The organism is Pseudooceanicola sediminis (assembly GCF_003575965.1).
GTDB classification, from domain to species: domain Bacteria; phylum Pseudomonadota; class Alphaproteobacteria; order Rhodobacterales; family Rhodobacteraceae; genus Pseudooceanicola; species Pseudooceanicola sediminis.
The window spans coordinates 81,886-103,122 of record NZ_QWJJ01000016.1 but is presented as its reverse complement, the minus strand read 5'-3'; the positions used below and the strand labels follow the sequence as shown (position 1 = coordinate 103,122).

At 63.7% G+C, this 21,237-nt stretch carries 15 protein-coding genes; 5 read left to right on the top strand and 10 right to left on the bottom strand.

The window, feature by feature from the left end:
- Positions 1 to 174: 174 nt before the first annotated feature.
- Positions 175 to 1,026: an ABC transporter ATP-binding protein gene (locus tag DL237_RS16935; RefSeq protein WP_119400271.1), complete on the bottom strand. Its 852-nt coding sequence runs from the start codon at positions 1,024 to 1,026 to the stop codon at positions 175 to 177.
- A complete protein-coding gene (locus tag DL237_RS16930) occupies positions 1,023 to 2,957 on the bottom strand; it encodes an AMP-binding protein (RefSeq protein WP_119400270.1) in 1,935 nt (644 codons plus the stop codon). Before DL237_RS16930 ends, DL237_RS16935 begins: the two co-directional genes overlap by 4 nt.
- Positions 2,958 to 3,266: 309 nt before the next feature.
- On the opposite strand from DL237_RS16930, the gene DL237_RS16925 reads away from it, so the two are divergent.
- Both DL237_RS16925 and DL237_RS16920 read left to right on the top strand, forming a co-directional pair.
- Positions 3,267 to 5,150: a hybrid sensor histidine kinase/response regulator gene (locus tag DL237_RS16925; protein ID WP_119400297.1), complete on the top strand. Its 1,884-nt coding sequence runs from the start codon at positions 3,267 to 3,269 to the stop codon at positions 5,148 to 5,150.
- Entirely contained in the window at positions 5,147 to 5,854 is a 708-nt protein-coding gene (locus DL237_RS16920; protein WP_119400269.1) for a response regulator transcription factor, read from the top strand. The genes DL237_RS16925 and DL237_RS16920 overlap by 4 nt, the downstream gene beginning before the upstream one ends.
- 31 nt (positions 5,855 to 5,885) lie before the next feature.
- On the opposite strand, the gene DL237_RS16915 is transcribed toward DL237_RS16920, so the two are convergent.
- The 6 genes from DL237_RS16915 to DL237_RS16890 all read right to left on the bottom strand — a co-directional run bounded on the left by DL237_RS16915 (position 5,886) and on the right by DL237_RS16890 (position 13,627).
- Complete coding sequence (locus DL237_RS16915; RefSeq protein ID WP_119400268.1) at positions 5,886 to 7,088, bottom strand: hydantoinase/carbamoylase family amidase; 1,203 nt, start codon at positions 7,086 to 7,088, stop codon at positions 5,886 to 5,888.
- A 99-nt stretch (positions 7,089 to 7,187) separates the two neighbouring features.
- Complete coding sequence (locus DL237_RS16910) at positions 7,188 to 8,423, bottom strand: DNA recombination protein RmuC (RefSeq protein WP_119400267.1); 1,236 nt, start codon at positions 8,421 to 8,423, stop codon at positions 7,188 to 7,190.
- On the bottom strand, positions 8,420 to 10,345 hold the full coding sequence (gene mutL / locus DL237_RS16905) for a DNA mismatch repair endonuclease MutL (protein WP_119400266.1): 1,926 nt from the start codon (positions 10,343 to 10,345) through the stop codon (positions 8,420 to 8,422). The genes DL237_RS16910 and mutL overlap by 4 nt, the downstream gene beginning before the upstream one ends.
- Before the next feature lie 169 nt (positions 10,346 to 10,514).
- Positions 10,515 to 11,735, bottom strand: coding sequence for a urate hydroxylase PuuD (locus DL237_RS16900; protein ID WP_119400265.1), 1,221 nt, complete (start codon positions 11,733 to 11,735; stop codon positions 10,515 to 10,517).
- 198 nt (positions 11,736 to 11,933) lie between these two features.
- The gene (locus DL237_RS16895) at positions 11,934 to 13,256 is read right to left on the bottom strand and encodes an ammonium transporter (protein WP_119400264.1); all 1,323 of its coding nucleotides are present in this window, start codon (positions 13,254 to 13,256) and stop codon (positions 11,934 to 11,936) included.
- A 32-nt stretch (positions 13,257 to 13,288) separates the two neighbouring features.
- Complete coding sequence (locus DL237_RS16890; protein WP_119400263.1) at positions 13,289 to 13,627, bottom strand: P-II family nitrogen regulator; 339 nt, start codon at positions 13,625 to 13,627, stop codon at positions 13,289 to 13,291.
- Between the two features lie 256 nt (positions 13,628 to 13,883).
- Here DL237_RS16890 and DL237_RS16885 point away from each other — a divergent pair, with 256 nt between their 5' ends.
- Positions 13,884 to 16,169: a transglycosylase domain-containing protein gene (locus DL237_RS16885; protein WP_119400262.1), complete on the top strand. Its 2,286-nt coding sequence runs from the start codon at positions 13,884 to 13,886 to the stop codon at positions 16,167 to 16,169.
- Positions 16,170 to 16,309: 140 nt separating this feature from the next.
- Here DL237_RS16885 and DL237_RS16880 read toward each other — a convergent pair whose 3' ends face one another.
- Complete coding sequence (locus DL237_RS16880; RefSeq protein WP_119400261.1) at positions 16,310 to 16,921, bottom strand: MlaC/ttg2D family ABC transporter substrate-binding protein; 612 nt, start codon at positions 16,919 to 16,921, stop codon at positions 16,310 to 16,312.
- Positions 16,911 to 17,756: an MlaA family lipoprotein gene (locus tag DL237_RS16875; RefSeq protein WP_119400260.1), complete on the bottom strand. Its 846-nt coding sequence runs from the start codon at positions 17,754 to 17,756 to the stop codon at positions 16,911 to 16,913. Before DL237_RS16875 ends, DL237_RS16880 begins: the two co-directional genes overlap by 11 nt.
- Positions 17,757 to 17,988: 232 nt before the next feature.
- Here DL237_RS16875 and DL237_RS16870 point away from each other — a divergent pair, with 232 nt between their 5' ends.
- Together DL237_RS16870 and DL237_RS16865 are read left to right on the top strand one after the other, a co-directional pair.
- Positions 17,989 to 19,746, top strand: coding sequence for a type I secretion system permease/ATPase (locus tag DL237_RS16870; RefSeq protein WP_119400259.1), 1,758 nt, complete (start codon positions 17,989 to 17,991; stop codon positions 19,744 to 19,746).
- Positions 19,743 to 21,122: an HlyD family type I secretion periplasmic adaptor subunit gene (locus DL237_RS16865; protein ID WP_119400258.1), complete on the top strand. Its 1,380-nt coding sequence runs from the start codon at positions 19,743 to 19,745 to the stop codon at positions 21,120 to 21,122. Before DL237_RS16870 ends, DL237_RS16865 begins: the two co-directional genes overlap by 4 nt.
- Positions 21,123 to 21,237 lie beyond the last annotated feature (115 nt).

Below are 21,237 nucleotides of genomic sequence, written 5' to 3'. Positions count from 1 at the left end.
CTGCCCCGGCGGCCCGCGTCACTGCCCCGGGGGCACGCCGTGGTGGCGCCGATATATGTCAGCAGACCTGACGCGGTTTCCGCACTGCGGCACCGACGTGATACCGCTCCGATACCGTACAGATACCGACAGGCATTTTTCCATGTTTCCAAAGGACTTGCTGCGGCGCGGCGATCAATCATGTGCCACCCCCAGATAGGCGTCGATTACCGCCTGATCGTTGCGGACCTCGTCCGGCGTGCCATCCCCGATCTTCTTGCCATAGTCCATCACGACCACCCGGTCGCTCAGGTCCATGACCACGCCCATGTCATGCTCGATCAGCGCAATCGTCGTCCCGAATTCGTCATTCGCGTTCAGGATAAAGCGCGACATGTCCTCTTTTTCCTCGACGTTCATGCCTGCCATCGGTTCATCCAGCAGCAGCAGATGCGGCTCCGCCGCCAGCGCCCGCGCCAGCTCCACCCGTTTTTTCAGCCCATAAGGTAGCCGCGACACGGGGGTCTTTCGGATCGCCTGAATCTCAAGAAAATCAATGATTTTTTCAACGAATTCACGGTTATGCACCTCTTCCCGCGCCGCCTTGCCGCGCCAGACCGCCTGTTGCAGCAGGTTGGTGTTCATGAAGTTCAGCCGCCCCGTCATGACGTTGTCCAGCACCGTCATGCCTTCGAACAGCGCGATGTTCTGAAAGGTCCGCGCGATCCCCTGACGTGCCACCTGATAGGGGCGCAGCGGCGCGCGGCGGGCCCCGTTGTACCAGACTTCGCCCTCCTGCGGGTGGTAAAAGCCACTGATAACATTCAGCATACTGGACTTGCCCGCGCCGTTCGGCCCGATGATTGCGCGGATCTCGCCCTGCCGGATGTCGAACGAGATATCCTTGATCGCCACGACACCGCCAAACTTCAGGGTGATGTTGCGCATCTCCATCATCACCCCGCCGATCTTGCGCCCATCAGCGGTGACATACCCATCCGAAGTCTCTGCGACATCATCCGCAACATATTGTTCTGCAAGGCTCATTCTGCGGCCACCCGTGGTTGTGCAGGCGTCGTCACAGCGGCATCGCGCAGCACCAGAGTGGCCGCGATATGCCCCTTGCGCCCGTCTTCGTAGGTCACCTCGGTGCGCGTGCTGACCTGTTGTGCGTCACTGTACAGGGCCTGGATCAGGTCCTTGTATTTCTCCTCGATGATCCGCCGCCGCACCTTGCGCGTTCGGGTCATCTCGCCATCGTCGGCGTCCAGTTCCTTGTGCAATATCAAGAACCTGTGGATCTGGCAGCCGGACAGCATCTCATCCTCCGCGATCGAGGCATTGATCGCTTCGACGTGCCCCTGAATGGCATCCAGCACCTGGGGGTGCCCCGCCAGTTCCTGATAGCTGGAATAGGCGATATTCCTGCGCTCCGCCCAGTTGCCAACCGCGTTCAGGTCGATGTTGATGAAGGCGGTGCAGCAGTCGCGACCGTTGCCAAAAACCACGGCTTCGAGAATATTGGGATAGAATTTCAGTTTATTTTCAACGTACTTTGGCGCAAAGAGGCGCCCGTCCGCCATCTTGCCCACGTCCTTGGCGCGGTCGATGATACGCAGATGTCCGGTCTCCTCTTCGATGAAACCGGCATCCCCTGTAGCCACCCACCCCTCCGCATCCTTGGTCGAGGCCGTGCTCTCGGCGTTCTTGTAATAATACTCGAAAACTCCCGGACCGCGATAATACACCTCGCCACTGTCCCCGATGCGAATCTCGACACCGGGCGAGGCGACCCCCACCGTATCGCTGCGCACCTGACCGTCGGGTTGTTGCGTGATAAAGACGCTGGCCTCGGTCTGCCCATACAGCTGTTTCAGGTTGATCCCGAGAGAGCGATAGAAATCAAAGATTTCAGGGCCGATCGCCTCGCCCGCCGTATAGCCCACCCGCACCCGGCCCAACCCGAGCGTATCCTTAAGCGGACCATAGATCAGGACGCTGCCAAGCCGGTATCGCAAGCGATCCAGCACCCCCACGGGTTTGCCATCCAGAATGTCGCCCCCCACCCGCCGGGCCAGCCCCATGAAATGATCGAACAGCTTTTTCTTCAGACGCCCGGCATCCTCCATGCGGATCATGACGTTGGTCAGCTGCGTCTCGAACACCCGTGGCGGCGCGAAATAATAGGTCGGCCCGATCTCGCGCAGATCGGTGATCAGCGTCGTCTCGCTCTCTGGGCAATTGACACAGAAACCGGTCCAGTACGCCTGCCCGATGGAAAAGATGAAATCGCCGACCCAGGCCATCGGCAGATAGGCCAAGACCTCGTCCCCCGGCCCCAAGTTGTCAAAATCAGAGGAGTTTTTCGACGTCTCGATGATATTGCGGTTCGACAGCACCACCCCCTTGGGCTTGCCCGTCGTGCCGGACGTGTACAGCATGACACATATGTCGTCATAAGTGATGTCGCCCTGGCGCCGCTCCAGCTCCACCAGAAGTGTGCCGCGTGCGGCATTGCCGCGGGTCTGAATTCCGACAAAGTCATGCAGATGCGAATGGTCGTATTTGCGCATCCCCTTAGGATCCAGATAGATCACCTCCTCAAGCGCGCCCAGCTGCGCCCGGATATCGCTGATCTTGTCGACCTGTTCCTGATCTTCTGCGATGACAAAGCGCGCGCCGCAGTGATCCAGGACATAGGCCATTTCGTCAGCCGCGCTGTCGGCATACAGGGGAACCGGGACCGCTCCGATCATCTGGGCCGCAACGATGGACCAATAAAGATGTGGGCGGTTCGCCCCGATGATCGCGATGAAATCGCCACGTTGCACACCAAGGTCCAGCAGCCCAAGCGCCAGCATGCGGATCTCTTCGCGGGTCTCGGCCCAGGTCCAGCTTTGCCAGATCCCGAACTCTTTCTCGCGATAGGCTGCCTTCTTTGGGTACGCCTTGGCGTTGCGATCCAGCAGGGCCGGCATAGATTGCGCCGCCCCGCCCGCGTCATGGGCATTTGCCGTCACTCTTTGTCCTCCCGTAGTCCGGCCCTCCCAAGCCGGACGCCGCTCTCCTCAAAGCGGATCGCAGGGGATCACCCTAGCGACAAAGCCAGCCTTGTCGGCAATTTTTACTGGATCATTTCCAAAACCTAACGAATTGTTACGGGTACTGCGCCTGCGAAGAGATCTCGCTGCGGTTGCGCTGCGGCACCCTTTCGCCGGAGCCCGTTCCCCGCTAGCGATGGCAGAGGAGGACGGCATTTGAACACCAGCGCATCGCAGAAAGAGACGATGACCATGGCCGGTCTGAACCTGATTCAGCAGGCACTTTCCGTTTACGATCAGGATCTTCGCCTCGTGCAATCCAATCGCCAGTTTCGCGCGATGTTCGATCTGCCGCCCGAACTTGTGCGCACCGGTGCCCGGTTCGAAGATACAATCCGCCACCTCTGCATCAGCGGCGAATACGGCCCCCTTGATGATATCGAGGCGGCGATTCGCCAGCGGGTCGAGACTGCGCGCGCCTTTCAGCCACATTACATGGAACGAACACGTGCCAACGGTCGGGTTGTCAGTGTCGAAGGTGCGCCCTTGCCGCAGGGCGGTTGGGTTGCCGTCTATACCGACATCACGGACACCAAACGGCAGGAAGCCTTGCTTCGCGCCCGCTCCGAAGAGCTGTCAGACCAACTGTTGACCCGCGCCGAAGAGCTGGCCGCCACCAACCGCCAGCTTAAGGCGGCAAATTCCCGGCTTGAGGAGGCGCGTCGCGGCCTGACGGAAATGGAGGCTCGCATACGACTGACGACCGAGATGCTGCCCGCCCATATCGCCCATATCTCTCCGCAGCGGATCTACACCTATTCAAACCGCCGTCTGAACACCATTCTGCCCGGCCGACCATCGCATATCGTCGGGCTGCATATCGCGGATGTTCTGGGTCACCAGGTGCACCAGGCCGTGCGGCCCTATATCGATTCCGCGATGCAGGGGCGCGCCGCCGCGTTTGAGTTCACGGACGAATCCAGCAGCCGCCGCATCCGGACCGCCCTGACACCGAATGGCACCGAAGGCGTCTATATCATGTCGATGGATGTCACCGAAGAAAGCCAGACCCGTGCCGCCCTGACGCAGACCCGACGGAGAGAACTGGCGGCGCAGGTCACATCAGGCATGGCGCACGATTTTTCCAACCTGCTGACAATCATCCTTGGACTGCAATCGCAACTCGCGCGCCAAGACCTTCCAGATGCGGCACAGACGCTGGTCTCCGCGACTCAGCGGGCGGCCAAGCGCGGTGGTGACCTGCTCAACCGGATCGCGGACATGACCGGGGGGCGCGAACACAGCCCCGGCCCGACGGATTGGGCGGCCTTTCTGGCGGATTTCGCCACGCTTGCCCGCTCTGCCCTGCCGGTGAACGTGCACCTCACAATCGACAACACCGCAAAGGCGCAACGGCTTTGGCTGGATTCGGGTATGCTGCAAGACAGTCTGCTGAACCTCGTCCTGAATGCCCGCGACGCGATCGGCGACGGACCGGGGCGGATCGTGATCACCTGCGGCAACGTCCAGGGGACATGGTTGCAGATCCGGGTGTCGGACAGCGGCCCCGGCTTTGCCGCCACGGCACTGAAAAAGGCGACAGACCCTTTCTTTACCACCAAGGGAAAGGAGGGCTCGGGGCTGGGTCTTTCGATGGTCTATGACATGACGCAGCGCGCCGGTGGCCGCATGCGGATCGCAAACCACCCCTCGGGAGCGGAGGTCATACTTTCGCTACCTTGGCGAGAATTGCCGCAAATGGCCTCTCCGGGAGGTCTGGCGCTTTTGGTCGAAGACAGCACCGACCTGCGCCAATCGATCCGGCAGATGCTGGTCGAGACAGGCTATTCCGTGATCGAGGCCCCCACCGCCGCCGAAGCGCTGGAAATCATCGCGGATCTCGACGATCTGGCATTGATCCTCAGCGATCTGTCGCTTGAGGGCAGCGCGACCGGCCTGGATCTGCTTGATGCGCTGCCGGCCGCTGCGCCGCCCTTTGTCATGATGACCTCGCTGCGCCCCGACCACGGCCTGCACAGGGCCGCGCGGGCCCGTGGCCCTGTCCTGCAAAAGCCTTTCGATGCCACCCAGCTACGTACATTCCTGCAAGAAGGAGCGCGCGTCGAATGAGTAGCCCCCTGGTCACGATCCTGGATGACGAACCCGAAATCCGCGATATCCTTGTCACCGCGCTGGAACAGGCAGGTTTTCGGACGCGCGCCTTTGCCCGCGCGACAGACTTCGAAGCTGCTCTGAAAACCATCACTCCCGATGTTTGCCTGGTCGACCTGTCCCTGCCCGACCGTGACGGTCTGACCCTGGTGCATCGCCTGGCGCTGGAAAAAGGGGCGACGATCATCATCATTTCAGGCCGTGCACAAGTGCAGGATCGGGTAACCGGCCTGGAACTCGGTGCTGACGACTACATCATCAAGCCCTTCGACCCTGGCGAAGTCGTGGCGCGCATTCGTGCACGCCTGCGTCGGGATCACCTTGTCACGGGGTCGGGCGCAGGTCAGATCGCGCACTTCAACGGCTGGACTGCCCATTTCGACCGCTTCTCGCTAGAGGATGCAGACGGAGAGGAGACGCCGTTTTCCCATGCCGAAGCAGAAGTGTTGCGCCTGTTCCTCGAACGCCCGAAACGCCTCGTGTCACGGGCCACCATGCAGGAGGTTCTGGGCGGCGCCGCAGGTGAAAGTTTTGATCGTGCGATGGATGTGCGGATCTCTCGACTACGTACCAAATTGCGCGAAGACACGAAAAACCCACGCCTGATCAAGACGATCTACGGCGCGGGGTATATCTTTCTAGGCGATGTCACCTGGGGCTAGCGCGGCCTGGCCGGCACTCATCTGACGCACATCAAGCGGTGGCAATCGCCTCGACAGCGTCGGCGAGCACCTTCAGCCCCGCGACAAGATCCGCCTCCTCGGTGTCTTCTGCAAAGGCGTGGCTGATCCCGTTGATCGACGGCACGAACAGCATGGCCACAGGCATCAGGCGCGACAGGCTGGCCGCATCATGCAGGGCCCCCGATTGCATCTTGCGCCAGCGGCCCGGGAGCTGACCCTCTGCGGCCATCGCCAACGCAGCCTGCAAGGCAGGGTCCATCGGCACAGGTTCCAGCCCCAGCATCTGCGACATCTCAAGCGTCAGCCCGGTTTCTTCCGCGACGTCTGCCGCGCTTGCCCGCACGATCGTCTCCATTCGGTCCAGGCGTGCCGCGTCACCGTCCCTCCACTGCATCGAAAAACTGCATCGCCCAGGAACGATGGAGTGCGATCCGGGGTGCAAATCCACATGCCCAGTCGTCCAGACCGTTTGCGGGGTCACAACGTTGCGGAACCGCTCTTCGATCAGGGACTGAAAGCGCAACATGCCTTTCAAGGCATCCTTTCGGCGGTGCATCGGTGTCGTTCCCGCGTGGTTCTGTTCACCGGAAAACGTGATGGTCAGGTCACGAATCCCAACGATATCAGTGACAACGCCCACGGCCTCCTGTGCCTCATCCAACCACGGGCCCTGTTCGATATGGCATTCAACAAAGCCGGAGAACCTGGAGGGGTCGACCTCGCCCGTGACCATGTGGGCCATTCGGGCACGGCCCTCGGCAAAGGTGACACCGCCGGAATCGCGCAGCGCATCCGCATCGGCCAGGGTCGTTCGGCCCGACCAGACGCGGCTGCCGGTCATGACACCAAAGCGGCCCTCTTCGTCCTGAAAGGACACTGCAGAGATCGGGAGGCCAGCCTGTACCCCCGCCCGCGCCAGTTCCAGCCCGCAGATCACCCCAAGCGCACCGTCCAGCCAGCCGCCTTCGGGTTGGGTATCACTGTGCGACCCGACCAGAAGGGATTTCCCGGGTGCCAGCCCCCAGACCGTACCCAGCGGGTCGATGGTGGCCTGCAATCCGGCCTCGGCGTATTGCGCGGCCAGCCATTCACGCGCGGCGATGTCGGCGTCGGAATAGGCCTGGCGCACCACGCCCTTGCCGACGCCAGAGGCGCCAAAGCTGCGCAGATGGTGCAAATCAGCCAGAAATCGGTCTGGATCAACGGGAATCATGGGGGCCTCCGGTGCTACGGGTCAGTCACCTAAGACCACAGCTTTGGCCTGGAACGCAAATGCCCCCGGCGGAAGCCCCTGCGGTGATCGGCGCCAATTTCACCCGTTTGACGGCGCCTGCGCCAGGCTTTCCAGCGGCGTCGCATCCTCTGACGTCAGCTCTTCGAAGTCGAAATTATCGAGGCGCAGCGCACGTTTACCGGCGCGTTCGGCGGCGGTGCCTATACCATCCAGGTCACGGCGCGCCTGATCGAAGTGCGTTTCCAGCTTTCCGACGCGTTCGACCACCAGTTCGACGTCGCGATGCAGCAGGTGCAGGGTCTTGCGGATGGCACCCGCCTGTTCGCGCATCCGGGCATCTTTCAGGATGGCACGCATGGTGTTCAGCGTCGCCATGCAGGTCGTGGGCGAGACGATCCAGACACGGGCGTTGAAACTTTCGCGCACCACATCCGTGAAATTGGCGTGCAGTTCCGCATAGACCGCTTCGGAGGGCAGGAACATCAGCGCACCGTCCGCAGTCTCGCCCTCGATGATATAACGGTCTGAAATCGCACGGATATGATGGCGGACGGACTGTCGAAACATCTGCGCCGCGCGGGCCTTCTGCTCAGTCGTATCAGCGCGGCGCAGGGCCTCGTAGGCCTCAAGCGGGAACTTGGCATCGACGACGATGGGACCGGGCGGGTTCGGCAGATGGATCAGGCAATCGGCGCGGCGGTCGTTGGAGAGCTTGGCCTGAAGCGTATAACTGTCGGGTGGCAGCGCCTTGGAGACGATATCGTTCAACTGGATCTCGCCAAAGGCGCCACGGGTCTGCTTGTTGGACAGGATATCCTGCAACGACAGCACGTCACCGGACAGCTTCGTGATATTTTCCTGAGCCTTGTCAATCGTTTGCAACCGCTCTTGCAGGGCGCTCAGGCTCTTGACGGTGTTCTCGGAGCCGCCGCGCAGCTGGGCGTTCATCTTCTCCTGCATCTCGGAGAGAGAGCGGGCCTGGCGCATGGCGTTTTCGTGCAGCCGGTCGTTCATCTGCTGCTGGACGTGGGCCAGACGAGCCTCCATCGATTGCAGCATCTGTGCCTGCCCTGTCGTTTGTGCGTTGGAAACGTTGGACAAATTCCCGGCGAGTTGTTCCTGACCGCGGCCCAGCCCTTCGACATGACGCGACAATTGGGTCATCTGCCAGATCAGCGGATCAGAGGCGCGAGCGGCAGCGCGCAGCGAAAAGATCAGCAGAATCAACAGGATGACAAAGCCCGCCGCGCCACCGAGTATTACGAGGGTCAGCGGATCGGAGGTATCCAGCGTGAGGGAACCGATCTGGATCATGTGCGCCCGAAAAGCCGTTCGATATCAGAGAGTTGCAGCTCCACGTAGGTGGGGCGGCCATGGTTGCACTGACCGGAATGGGGGGTTGCCTCCATCTGCCGCAAAAGTTCATTCATTTCAGCGACTTGCATACGGCGACCCGAACGGATCGACCCATGACAGGCGACCCGCGACAGGATCGCCTCGACCCGCGCCTGAAGGGCCATGCTGTCATCCTGATCGGTGAGCTCGTCCAGCACGTCGCGGATCAGCGCCTCGGCGTTGATTTCGCCCAGGATCGCGGGGGTTTCGCGCACCGCGATGGCGCCCCCGCCGAAGGCTTCGATATGCAGGCCAAAGCGTGCGAGGTCGTCCGCAGCGTCCAGAAGGCGGGCGGCATCCGATTGAGAAAGCTCGACAATTTCCGGGATTAGCAGGGCCTGCGAGGGCACGCCACTGGCCGCCATCTGCGCCTTCAGCTTTTCATAGACCAGCCGTTCGTGGGCGGCGTGCTGATCGACGACGACCATGCCGCGCGTCGTCTGGGCGATGATGTAATTCTCGTGCACCTGCGCGCGGGCCGCCCCGAGGGGGTATGCTTCGAGCGGGGTCTGGGTGTCATTTTCCACCGGCAGTTCGGCGCGCGCAGAGGGTGTCGGTGTCAGACTGGGCAGCATGTCGGCGTAAGTGTCTGAAAAGCCAGGATTCGAACGTCGGTATCCGGACGGTATCTGAGCGGTATCTGAACGGTGTCGCGGGTCGTATTGATAGACGCGCGGCGCATCGTGATCTTCCGGCGCCAGGGCCTGTTGCGCAGCGCCGAGGGCCGCCTGCGACGGACGCTCGGGGCGGAAGGCCCCGAGGGTCGCGCCTGCGACGGTGGTCGAGGCACGGTGCCCGGCGTTCGCCAGCGCGTGACGCAGGCCCGACACGATCAGGCCGCGCGCGACGGCCGGGTCGCGAAAGCGGACCTCGGATTTCGCGGGATGGACGTTGACGTCGACCAGCACCGGGTCGCAATCGATGAACAGCGCCGCCGCCGGGTGGCGGTCCCGCGAAAGGAAATCGAAATAGGCGGCGCGCAGCGCGCCCATCAACAGCTTGTCCCGCACCGGGCGGCCATTGACGAAGAGGAACTGCGCCACCGCCGCGCCACGTGAATAGGTCGGCAGGGCGGCGTAGCCGGTCATGTGCAGGCCTTCACGTTCGGCATCAATCGCCAGCGCGTTTTCGGCAAATTCGCGGCCCAGCACAGTGGCGAGGCGGCCATGCAGTGCGTCGAACATGTCGCCCGTCTCGGGGTCGGCGCGGAACAGCACGCGCCCCTCGCCGCCGCCCGAGGCATCGCGCAGGGTAAAGCCGGTGAAGGGTTCCGCCATGGCGAGGCGTTTGATGATGTCGGTGACCGCCTGTGTTTCAGCGCGGTCGGTGCGCAGGAATTTCAGGCGGGCGGGCGTGGCATAGAACAGATCGCGCAGTTCGGCCACGGTGCCGGAGTTGAGCGCGGCAGGGCGGACGGGATCGGTACGGCCACCGCTGACGCGGATCTCGGCGGCCTCGTATCCGCGCGCGCGTGAGGTCAGGGTCAGGCGACCGACCGCACCGAGGGAGGGCAGCGCCTCGCCCCGGAATCCGAAGCTGTGGATGTTGAGCAGGTCGGAGCCGTCGATCTTGGAGGTGGCGTGGCGCGACAGGGCCAGCGGCAGCGCATCGGGGGTGATGCCGCAGCCGTCGTCGCGCACGCGGATCAGGGTCTTGCCGCCATCCGCGATGGTCACCTCGATCCGGGTGGCCCCGGCGTCGAGCGCATTTTCGACCAGTTCCTTGACCACGGAGGCAGGGCGTTCGACCACCTCGCCCGCCGCGATGCGGTTGATCGCGGAGTCGTCGAGTTGGCGAATGACAGGTTGGGTGTCGCGTATGTTGGGGTCTGGGCGGTGCATAACCCAAGACTTAGCATGTCTGTGATGAGTCGGGAACGGGGGGAAACGCCGCTGGCGGTGGTTTGCTGTGGATGGATCTTGTGGGCGGGTCGGGCGGGCCGCAGGGCGGGGTTCACCCCGCCGCCCCGTCCCGCCGCGCGTGCGCTGCCCGAGGCGGGGTGCCCACGCCCTAGCCCTTGGTTGCCGCCGCGTACCAGTCGATGATCGCCTGACGTTCCGCCGGTTCGATGAAGCTGACGTTGGCCGGGGGCATGGCGTGGCTGAGCCCGGCCTGCAGATAGATCATGCGGGCATTGCGGGTGATATTGGCGGGGGTATCCAGCCGCACCCCCTTAGGCGCCCAGAGGATGCCGTCATAGAAGGGTTCGGCGTTATGGCACATCGAACAGCGGCCCATGACGATGTCGGTGACATGCGCGAATCCCTCGGCCTCGGCAAAACGGGTGACGATGCCGGCCTCGGGGTCTTCATCGGCACGGAACATCGGCGCGGTCGACAGCCATGCGATGGCAAGGAAGATGATCGCGGTCACCAGCCAGGTCCAGTAGGGCGTGCCCTTGCGCATGTGCATGGTGTTGAAGAAATGCCGGATCGTGACGCCCATCAGGAACACCAGCGACGCGATGATCCAGGTGTTCTGGGTGGAAAACGCCAGCGGATAGTGGTTGGACAGCATCATGAAGATGACCGGCAGCGTCAGGTAGTTGTTATGGGTCGACCGCTGCTTGGCGATCTTGCCGTATTTCGCATCGGGTTTGCGGCCCGCCTTGAGGTCGGCAATCACGATGCGCTGGTTCGGCATGATGATGAAGAAGACGTTCGCGCTCATGATCGTGGCGGTGAAGGCCCCGAGATGCAGCAGGGCAGCACGGCCCGAGAAGACATGCGTATAGAAATACGCCAGGCAGACGAGGATGGCGTAGAGGCCGATCATCAGGCGGGTGTTGTCATCCCCGAACTTCGATTTGCAGATGGTGTCATAGGCCAGCCAGCCGAGGCCGAGCGAGGCGAGCGAAATCGCGATGGCCTGCCAGGGGGCAAGGTCCATGACCGCCGGGTCGATCAGATAGAAGTCGGAGCCGAGGTAGTAGACCAGCGCCAGCAGGAAGAACCCGGAGAGCCAGGTCGAATAGGCCTCCCACTTGAACCAGACGAGGTGGGCGGGCATCGCGTCGGGCGCGATCAGGTATTTCTGGATATGGTAGAAGCCGCCGCCGTGGACCTGCCATTCTTCGCCATCCGCGCCGGAGGCGAGGTTGCGGTCGCGGTGCAGCCCGAGGTCGAGCGCGATGAAATAGAAGGAAGATCCGATCCAGGCGATGGCGGTGATCACGTGCAGCCAGCGCACAGCAAATTCCAGCCAGGCCCCGATGGCCGCGATGTCGTACATCTGTCCCGTTCCCTTGTTCTTGGTCTTTGCAGGAATCCTAACCACGGATTTGGCGGTGCGGCAATTGCCCGGCGCGGCGGGATCGCCTTTGTCGTGACGACATGAGCCGGTTTGCCACGCCACCGCCCGGACGACGGACATGCAAAAGCCCGGGCGCGAACGCCCGGGCCGATCTCAGTCCGTTTCAGGAGGGGAAGCTCAGCCCTTGGAGAACTCGGGGTAGGCTTCCATGCCCAGCTCGGCCATGTCGAGGCCCATGATCTCGTCTTCCTCGGAGACCCGCAGGCCGACGATGACCTTGAGGATCAACCAGACGACGGCAGAGGCCACCAGCGTGAAGATACCCACGGTGATGATGCCGTAGAGCTGTGCGCCGATGGTTGCGTCACCGTTGGTGAAGACAACCGCGATGGTGCCCCAGATACCGCAGACCAGGTGAACCGGGATCGCGCCGACAACGTCGTCGATCTTCAGTTTGTCCAGCATCGGCACGGCCAGGACGGCCAGGATACCACCGATGGCACCGATGATCGTTGCCGCGCCCAGACCGGGGGTCAGGGGTTCGGCAGTGATCGACACGAGGCCGGCCAGGGCGCCGTTCAGCACCATGGTGAGGTCGGGTTTCTTGTACAGGATCTGCGTCAGGATCATCGCCGCGATGGCACCGCCGGCCGCAGCCGTGTTGGTGTTTGCGAAGATGCGCGAGATGTCAGCAACGTTGGCAGCCGTGTCCATGTAGAGCTGCGAACCGCCGTTGAAGCCGAACCAACCCAGCCACAGGATGAACGTACCCAGAGTGGCGAGCGTCAGGTTCGAACCGGGGAACGGGGTGACGGTGCCGTTCTTGTACTTGCCGATACGCGGGCCGAGGATCAGCGCGCCGGTCAGGGCACACCAGCCACCGACCGAGTGCACGACGGTGGAACCGGCGAAGTCGAGGAAGCCCGCTTCGTTCAGGAAGCCGCCGCCCCATTTCCAGGATGCCTGGATCGGGTAGAGGAAGCCTGCCAGCACGACGCAGAAGATCAGGAAGGGCCACAGCTTGATACGCTCGGCCAGGGTGCCGGAAACGATCGAGCAGGTGGTGGCGCAGAACATCAGCTGGAAGAAGAAGTCCGAGCCAACCGACGCATAGGTCAGGTCGGTTTCGGTGTCTGCCAGGCCGACGGGTTCCATCACGGCGGTCCCGAAGGCACCGATGACGTTGAGGACGGTCCAGCCGTCGCCCGGGTACATCAGGTTGTAGCCGACGAGGTAGTACATGATCGCTGCAATCGCGAAGAGCGCGACGTTCTTCATCAGCTGCATCGTGGCGTTCTTCTGACGCACGAGGCCGGCTTCGAGCATGGCGAAGCCCGCGCCCATGAACATCACCAGGAAGCCGGTGACGAGGAACATGAACGTGGTGAAGATATAGCCGATTTCTTCGATCGGAGGCGTCGTGTCAGCCTCTTGCGCAAGGCCGAGACTGGGCAGCGCGATCAACGCGGCAGCCAGGCCAAATTTGGTAACGGTTTTCATAGAGTGAGTCCTTTCCCCTGTCCGGTCGCAGTTCAGAGTGCGTCGTCGTTGGTTTCGCCGGTCCGCACCCGAACCGCCTGTTGGATATCCAGCACGAAGATCTTGCCGTCGCCGATTTTCCCGGTCTTGGCAGTCGTCGTGATCGTCTCGACAACCTGATCGGCCATCGCGGCCGTCACGGCGATCTCGAGCTTGATTTTCGGGACGAAATTCACCGCGTATTCCGCACCACGGTAGATTTCAGTATGGCCCGATTGAGAGCCGAAGCCCTTGATTTCCGTCACCATCATCCCGCGCACGCCGATTTCGGTCAGCGCCTCGCGGACCTCCTCAAGCTTGAACGGTTTGATTGTTGCGATAATGAGTTTCACTACTTTCCCCTTCCTTGTTGCGGACACGGGTCCACAGTTTGGCACCCGCAGATAAGCCGTCCCTGCCCGGAATGCGGAACAATGGGCCGAGTTGGCTAGGGTAAATTGCGTATCGGATGCCGTTTTTTTGCCCGTATTTCAAAATAAGCACAAAAATTGGGCAAATCAAAAACTCTTCAGCCTTGCGCTTCTGCCTCAACATTCGCGGGCAAAGTCTGTAAAGTGTCGAAAAGCAAAAAGCTCCGGGCAGTAAAAAATGAGTGATTCAGGACGTCGCAAACCGCCACTCGTGGCGGACAGGCGAGTGGGCGGGCCGCGTGCAGGCCGCACATCGGGGACAGGCAAGACCGGATCCCGTGCAAATGCCTCCAAATCGGGCGCGGCGAAGGCCGCCAGCAAGCCCTCGGCGAAGACGGCCAAACCTGCCGCGCGGTCTGCGAAACCCGCATCGCGCCAGCAACCGCCCCGCAAGCCCCCGCGCAAGGGGCGTGGCGGCCGGGGTGGTGGCGGCGGCGGGTCGCGCAACCCCATCGTGCGTCTGCTGCGCGGGATCATCGCGCTGATCTGGCGGTTCGTCTGGCGGCTGACGGCGGTCAGTGTCGCGCTGGTGCTGCTGGCCTCGGCCTATGTCGCGGCGACGCTGCCGCCCGTGGACGACCTGTTCGACGGGCGCGCGCGCGGGTCCGTGACGATGCAGGACACGCATGGCCAGGTCTTTGCCTGGCGCGGTGACCAGTTCGGCGGCGTGGTGGATGCGCAGAGCGTGTCGCCCAACCTGCGCCATGCCATCGTCGCGACCGAGGACCGCCGGTTCTACAAGCACTTTGGCGTCAGCCCGCGCGGCGTGGCCGGGGCCATCCGCATCAACCTGAGCGAAGGGCGGGGGCCGCTGGATGGACATGGCGGGTCGACCATCACCCAGCAGACGGCAAAACTGCTGTGCCTCGGCACGCCCTACGATCCGAAGCAGTGGAAGAACGAAACCGCGTATGAGGACGACTGTCGCCAGACGACGCTGTGGCGCAAGGTCAAGGAGGCCGTCTATGCCATCGGCATGGAGATGCGCTATTCCAAGGACGAGATCCTGACCGTCTACATGAACCGCGCCTACCTGGGCGAGGGCACCCGTGGTTTCGAAGCCGCCAGCCAGCGCTATTTCGGCAAATCCGCCGCCAATGTCACCCCGGCCGAGGCCGCGATGCTGGCCGGGCTGCTGAAGGCACCGACGCGCTATGCCCCGACCAACAACCTGGCACGATCGCAGAACCGCGCCAACGTGATCGTCGGCCTGATGCAGGAGCAGGGGTATCTGGACAGCACGCAGGCGCGCAACGCCATTGCTCATCCTGCCGGTCTGTCCGCCGCGGCCGAGGCACAGTCGGGGGGGTATTTCGCGGATTGGGTGATGTCGTCCGGGCCGGATTTCCTGACCAAGAAATCGACGCAGGACGTGATTTTCAGGACGACACTGGATCAGCGGATCCAGAAGGCCGCCGAAGAAGCGATGAAGTACATCTTTGAAGAAAAGGTGAAGGACACGTCGAAGGCGCAGGCCGCCATCGTCGTCATGGGGCCGGACGGCGCAGTGCGCGCGATGGTCGGCGGCCGTGACACGCGGGTGAAGGGTGTGTTCAACCGGGCCACGCAGGCGCTGCGTCAGACCGGATCGGCGTTCAAACCGTTCGTCTACGGGGCGGCGCTGGACCTCGGGTGGCATTACAACGATGTCGTGCAGGATGAACCGCTGACGATCAACGTGCCGGGATCAGGCCCGTGGAAACCCGAGAACTATGACCACAAGTTCCGCGGCCCGGTGACGCTGGAAGAGGCGTTGATGAAGTCGCTGAACATCCCCGCGGTACGGCTGGCCGAGGCCGCCGGGCTGGACAACGTGCGCAAGGTCGCATCGGATTTCGGCATCGAGAGCGACCTGGCGCAGGGGCCGGCGCTGGCCCTCGGGGCCTCGGAATCGACGCTGATCGAGATGGTCGGCGGCTATGCCGGTATCCTGAATGGCGGGTCGTCCGTGGAACCCTATGGCATCGAATCGGTGACATTGCAGGGCGACAGCCAGCCCCTGATGGGCAGCGACGGCGGGATCGGCGAGCGTGTCATCAGCGAAGGTGCCGCGCAGGAACTGATCTACATGATGCGCCAGGTGGTGCTGCACGGGACCGGTACGCGCGCCGGGCTGGACGATCACGAAATCGCCGGCAAGACCGGAACGACATCATCCACGCGGGACGCGTGGTTCATCGGGTTCTCGGCCGATTACGTGGCCGGCGTCTGGATGGGCTATGACGACAACACCCCGCTGACCGGCGTGACCGGCAGCGGCCTGCCCGCCGAGATCTTTCACGAGGTGATGAGCCGGGTCGAGGACGGGGTCGAACCCAAACCCCTGCCCATGCTGCGGCCCGACCCCAACGCCGGGCGCAATGTCGCCGCCAGCAGCGACAACGCCAGGCAGAGCCAGCAGCAACCGCAACGCCTGGACACGATCATCCAGAAGGCGTTGAAGGATATCTTTGGCCTGAACTGATTGCTGCCCACGCCTCTCCTTCCTGATCTGCACATTGTGCGGTCGGGAAGGGCCCGAAACGCGAAAGCCCCGAATGGCGTGGACCATTCGGGGCTTTCTTTCAGGGCGGCCCTGTCGTGGGCCGAAAATCCGCCTGTCCGTTAGCCGGCGCGTTGCAGGTCTGCGGTCAGGGCGGCGATGTCACCACGGTTGCGGTCAAGCATGGCGCCGATTTCCTCTCGTTCCGTCAGGCGCATCGAAATGCCTTCGATGAACATGTCGAAGAACAGGTCCCGGCCGGACCGGTCGGACACCAGGAACTTGACCTCGAACGGGGCTTCGCCACGCAGGTAGGCGGTGGTGATCACCTCGTGCCAGGTCTTGACCTCGCGAGCGTCGTTGACCTCGATCCGGCCACCGACGAATTCGCGGAACCGCTTGCCGTACTTGCGGGTGATGTACCCGCGAAAGGCCGCTGTGTAGGCCGCCAGCTGCGCCCCTGACAGGCCGCGTGCCGCCGGCCCGAGGCAGGATTGCGCGATGATCGAGACATCGGCGTACTGGTCGAAGATCTGTTCGAAATCCCGGATGATCGCCGCCTCGGATTTGCCCGAGGCGATCACCTGGTTGATCCGCGCGACGAGGCTGTCGACCATGGACTTGGCCTGCGCATCGCTGAGCGCGAGAGCGGCACGGGGAGAGAGGAAGAGCGGCGCGATCGCCAGCGCCAGTGCACCGCCGACAAAGCGGCGCCGGGTCAGGTCATTCAGCATAGGGGTCACCATAAGGGTCGTCGTAAGTGTTGGACGCCGCAGGGGCGCCATAGGGGTCGGTATAGGCATCTTCGGCTTGCGAGGTCGCAGCGATGTCGCCCAGTTGGTAATGCCGCCGTTGCAGGTAGATCGACCGCGACTGCGCATAGCTGTCGGCGCTGTCGTAGAGCACGGAGTCAACCGTGTCCGCATAGCGGCCGCGATACCCGATCGCGCTGACGACACGGGCCTGCGTTCCATAGGATTTCTCAGGCGAGTCAAGGACATATCCAAGCGGATTGGTAAAGAAGTCGACGATGCGCCCGGCGGTGTCGCGTTCGGTGGACGGGCCACGGATCGGAAGCTCCATGTAGGCGCCTTCGGGCACACCCCAGACATACAGCGTTTCGCCGAAGTCCGTGTCGCGCGCCGGAATGCCCCACAGGGTCGCCGCGTCGATCAGCCCGCCAAGGCCGATGGTCGAGTTCATCGTGAAGCGAACCGTGTTGACGAAGGCATCCTTGAGCCGGAACTGGAGGACATCGTTGACCACGTCCGCCGGGGTGGCGAGGTTTTCACCGAAGTTCGTCACCAGGGTCGCGAATTCTTCGGGGACCACGGTGGCGTAGGCCACACCGACGGGGCGCAGCACGGCCTTGTCCAGGCCCTTGTTGAAGTTGTGGATCTTGCGATTGCGCGCCTCGTAGGGGTCGAAATACTGCTGCGTCGCGGCCTCGGGCGCCGGACGCGTGCAGCCCGCCGACGCCAGTGTCGCCGCGACAAGGATCACGGACAGGACGGCACGGGGCGAGGTCAGGGCAGTACGGGTCGCGCGGAGAGCGGTGCGTGAAATCATGCAGAGAACATTCGTGTTAAATCCCATATGAGCGCGCCGCCAATTGCGGCCCACGTTTATCTAATCCTTAAGCGCATTGGGGCCATAGCAATAGTGGGCGAGCGCGATTCCTGTGGCCAATTGGCGACAAATCGGATCGGCCCGAGCCAGTACGGCATGCCGCAGGCGCAGTCTATTGCGATGGCATATGACGGGAAACCCGGAAATCTGAATAGGCGGAAAGGCGCATATCGTGCGGCAGCAAAACCGAGATCGCAAAACCGAAGCCGGGGCGCAGGAATTGCGCGACCTGCGGCGCAGGAGCCGGGGCCTGTACTGGGCTGCGGGGCTGTTTTCGGTGTTTGCCAACCTGTTGATGCTGACCGGCCCGCTGTACATGTTGCTGGTCTACGACCGGGTTCTGACCTCGCGTTCCGTCGAGACGCTGCTGGCCCTGACGATCCTGGCCGCATTCCTGTATCTGAACATGGGGGTGCTGGACCTGGTGCGGGGGCGAATCCTGTCGCGGATCGGTGCTCGGTTTCAGGCGACGCTGGATCCGCGTGCCTATGACGCGGCGCTGCGTCAGAGCGCGATACAACGCGACCCGGATGCCGACACCGCCCTGCAAGACGTGGAGGCGATCCAGCGTTTGCTGGCCTCTCCGGTGCCGGCGGCCCTGTTCGACCTGCCTTTCACACCGCTTTTCCTGGGGGCAATCGCCCTGTTTCACCCCCTGCTGGGCCTGATGGCCCTGGGCGGGGGCGCCGTGCTGATCGGGGTGGCCGCCCTGAGCAGGATGCGCAGCCAGGCCCCCCAGAAAGAGGCGCTGCGGGCGGCGATCACCGCCCAGGCGCAGGCCGACCAGATGCGCACGGAGGCCGGCATGATCCGGGCCATGGGAATGGGCGACGCAGCCTTTGCGCGCTGGCACCGGATGCGCCGACGCGCGCTGACGCAGCAGATCATGGCGACGGATGTCACGGCGGGATTTTCCGTGCTGACGCGGTCGCTGCGCCTGGCGTTGCAATCGGGGATGCTGGGCCTTGGTGCCTGGCTGGTTTTGCGCGGCGAAGTGACGGGGGGGGCCATGATCTCGGGCTCGATCCTGCTGGGGCGGGCGCTGACGCCGATCGAGATGCTGATTTCGCAATGGCCGCTGGCATTGCGCGCCCGGCAGGCCTGGCAGAACCTTGCCCGCTTGCTGGGCGCGGTCCCGGTCATAGCCCCACGCACCGGGCTGCCCCATCCCAAGGCACATATCGAGGTCGTGCAAGCCACCGTGATCCCGCCCGGGCACTCCATGGCGGCGTTGCGGATGCTGACGTTTTCGATCGGGCCCGGTCAGGCGCTTGGTGTGATCGGGCCGTCCGGGGCGGGGAAATCCACGCTGGCCCGGGCGATGACCGCCGCCTGGCCCTGCGCGGGCGGCTGCATTCGGCTGGATGGCGCATCGCTGGAGCATTACGACGCGACGGTGCGGGGCCAGCTGATCGGCTATCTGCCGCAGCGAGTGGAGCTGTTCGAGGGCACGATTGCCGAGAATATCGCCCGCATGGCCGAGGTTCCGGACGATGCGGCGGTCGTCGCCGCGGCGCGGGCGGCCGACGCACACGACATGATCCTGCGCATGCCCGAGGGCTATGACACGGCCGTGCGCCCACATGGCACGCGCCTGTCCGGCGGCCAGATCCAACGGATCGGCCTGGCGCGGGCGATGTACGGCGCGCCGGTGCTGCTGGTTCTGGATGAGCCGAACTCCAACCTGGACAACGAGGGCAGCGAGGCGCTGAACACCGCGATCCGGGCGATGAAGGCCGAGGGGCGCGCGGTGATGATCATGGCACACCGCCCGGCTGCCATTCAGGAATGCGATCTTTTGCTGATGCTGGAGGATGGCAATCGCGTGGCCTTCGGTCCGCGTGACGACGTGTTGCGGAAAGTGGTGCAGAACCACGACCAGATCCGGCGCAGTGCCGTGCAGGGCGGCATGCAGGGGGGTGTGCAATGACGGGTGACGCAAGGACACCACCCCGGTCAGGCAGCCCGGATGCGCCTTTGCCAAAGGGGTCCGGCCTGAACGGCAGGCGCGACAGGTCGTTTTCGGTGCGGTTTCCGCTGCTGTTGGGCGGGGTGACATTGCTGATCCTGCTGGCGGGGTTCGGCAGCTGGTCGGCGCTGACCCGGATCGCCGGGGCAATCGTCGCCCCCGGCCAGTTGGAGGTCGAGCGCAATCGCCAGGTGGTGCAGCACCCCGAGGGCGGCGTGGTGGAGGCCGTACTGGTTGCCGAAGGCCAGCGGGTCGAAGCCGGAGAGGTCCTGGTGCGGCTGGCACCAGACGCCCTCGGGTCGGACCTTGCCATCGTCGAGGGGCAGCTGTTCGAGTTGATGGCCCGCCATGCGCGTCTGGAGGCCGAGCGCGACGGGCTGCGCCACCTGGTGCCGCCCCCGCTGCTGGCCGAGGCCGCGACCCGGCAGCCCGAGGTTGCCGACCTGCTGAGCGGGCAGGAGCGATTGCTGGTGGCGCGGCGCGCGGCCCAGCTGCAACAGGTCAGCCAGGTGCATGAGCGCGTTCAGCAGGTCAACAGCCAGATCGCCGGAATCGCGGCCCAGTCGCAGGCGTTGGACACGCAGCTGACGCTGATCGCACAGGAACTGGCAACACAGCGCGTTCTGCTGGGAAAGGGGTTGTCGCAGGTTGCCCGCGTGCAGGCCCTGCAACGCGAAGAGGCCCGCTTGCGCGGCGCCATCGGTGACCTGACCGCCCAGAAAGCCCAGGCGGAGGGGCGCATCACCGAGATCGGTCTCGACCTGCTGAAGCTTGAAACCGAGCGACAGGAGAGCGCGATCACAACCCTGCGCGACCTGACCTATCGCGAAATGGAACTGGCCGAGCGTCGACGTGCCCTGCGTGCGCGCCTCGACAAGTTGCAGATCACTGCGCCCGTTGCCGGGCTGGTCTATGACCTCAGCGTCTTTGCGCCGCAATCGGTGCTGCGCCCGGCAGAACCGCTGATGTATCTCGTGCCGCAGGACCGCCCCCTGGTCATTGCCGCGCAGGTCGAGCCCATACACATCGATGCGCTGCATCTGGAGCAGGAGGTGATGCTGCGCTTTCCCGCCTTCGACCGGCGCACGACACCCGAACTGGCCGGCCACCTGACACGCATCTCTGCGGATGCGTTCCGCGACGAGGCGACGGGGCGGACCTATTTCCGCGTCGAGATCCGGCTGGACGAGGCCGCCCTGGCCAAGCTGCCTGCGGGCCTGACCCTGCTGCCGGGGATGCCGGTCGAGGCCTATTTGCGCACCGAGGACCGGACACCACTGGCCTACCTGCTGAAACCGCTGACGGATTATTTTGCCAAGGCGATGCGCGAGGGCTAGGTGCCGGGGCGCGCAGTGGGCGCCGCATCTGACCACGCCACAACCCGCGGCGCAGGTATCGCGGTCAAGCCCGCCGCGTCGTCACCTTGGCTTTGCGCGACCAGGCGCGTGTTGC

Excerpts from the sequence above, each read along its gene's own strand:
- DL237_RS16915 (WP_119400268.1), bottom strand. The coding sequence starts at position 7,088 with ATGATTCCCGTTGATCCAGACCGATTTCTGGCTGATTTGCACCATCTG.
- DL237_RS16925 (WP_119400297.1), top strand. The coding sequence starts at position 3,267 with ATGACCATGGCCGGTCTGAACCTGATTCAGCAGGCACTTTCCGTTTAC.
- DL237_RS16885 (WP_119400262.1), top strand. The coding sequence starts at position 13,884 with ATGAGTGATTCAGGACGTCGCAAACCGCCACTCGTGGCGGACAGGCGA.
- DL237_RS16895 (WP_119400264.1), bottom strand. The coding sequence starts at position 13,256 with ATGAAAACCGTTACCAAATTTGGCCTGGCTGCCGCGTTGATCGCGCTG.
- DL237_RS16875 (WP_119400260.1), bottom strand. The coding sequence starts at position 17,756 with ATGATTTCACGCACCGCTCTCCGCGCGACCCGTACTGCCCTGACCTCG.
- DL237_RS16920 (WP_119400269.1), top strand. The coding sequence starts at position 5,147 with ATGAGTAGCCCCCTGGTCACGATCCTGGATGACGAACCCGAAATCCGC.
- DL237_RS16935 (WP_119400271.1), bottom strand. The coding sequence starts at position 1,026 with ATGAGCCTTGCAGAACAATATGTTGCGGATGATGTCGCAGAGACTTCG.
- mutL (WP_119400266.1), bottom strand. The coding sequence starts at position 10,345 with ATGCACCGCCCAGACCCCAACATACGCGACACCCAACCTGTCATTCGC.
- DL237_RS16900 (WP_119400265.1), bottom strand. The coding sequence starts at position 11,735 with ATGTACGACATCGCGGCCATCGGGGCCTGGCTGGAATTTGCTGTGCGC.
- DL237_RS16910 (WP_119400267.1), bottom strand. The coding sequence starts at position 8,423 with ATGATCCAGATCGGTTCCCTCACGCTGGATACCTCCGATCCGCTGACC.
- DL237_RS16930 (WP_119400270.1), bottom strand. The coding sequence starts at position 2,957 with ATGCCGGCCCTGCTGGATCGCAACGCCAAGGCGTACCCAAAGAAGGCA.
- DL237_RS16880 (WP_119400261.1), bottom strand. The coding sequence starts at position 16,921 with ATGCTGAATGACCTGACCCGGCGCCGCTTTGTCGGCGGTGCACTGGCG.
- DL237_RS16865 (WP_119400258.1), top strand. The coding sequence starts at position 19,743 with ATGACGGGTGACGCAAGGACACCACCCCGGTCAGGCAGCCCGGATGCG.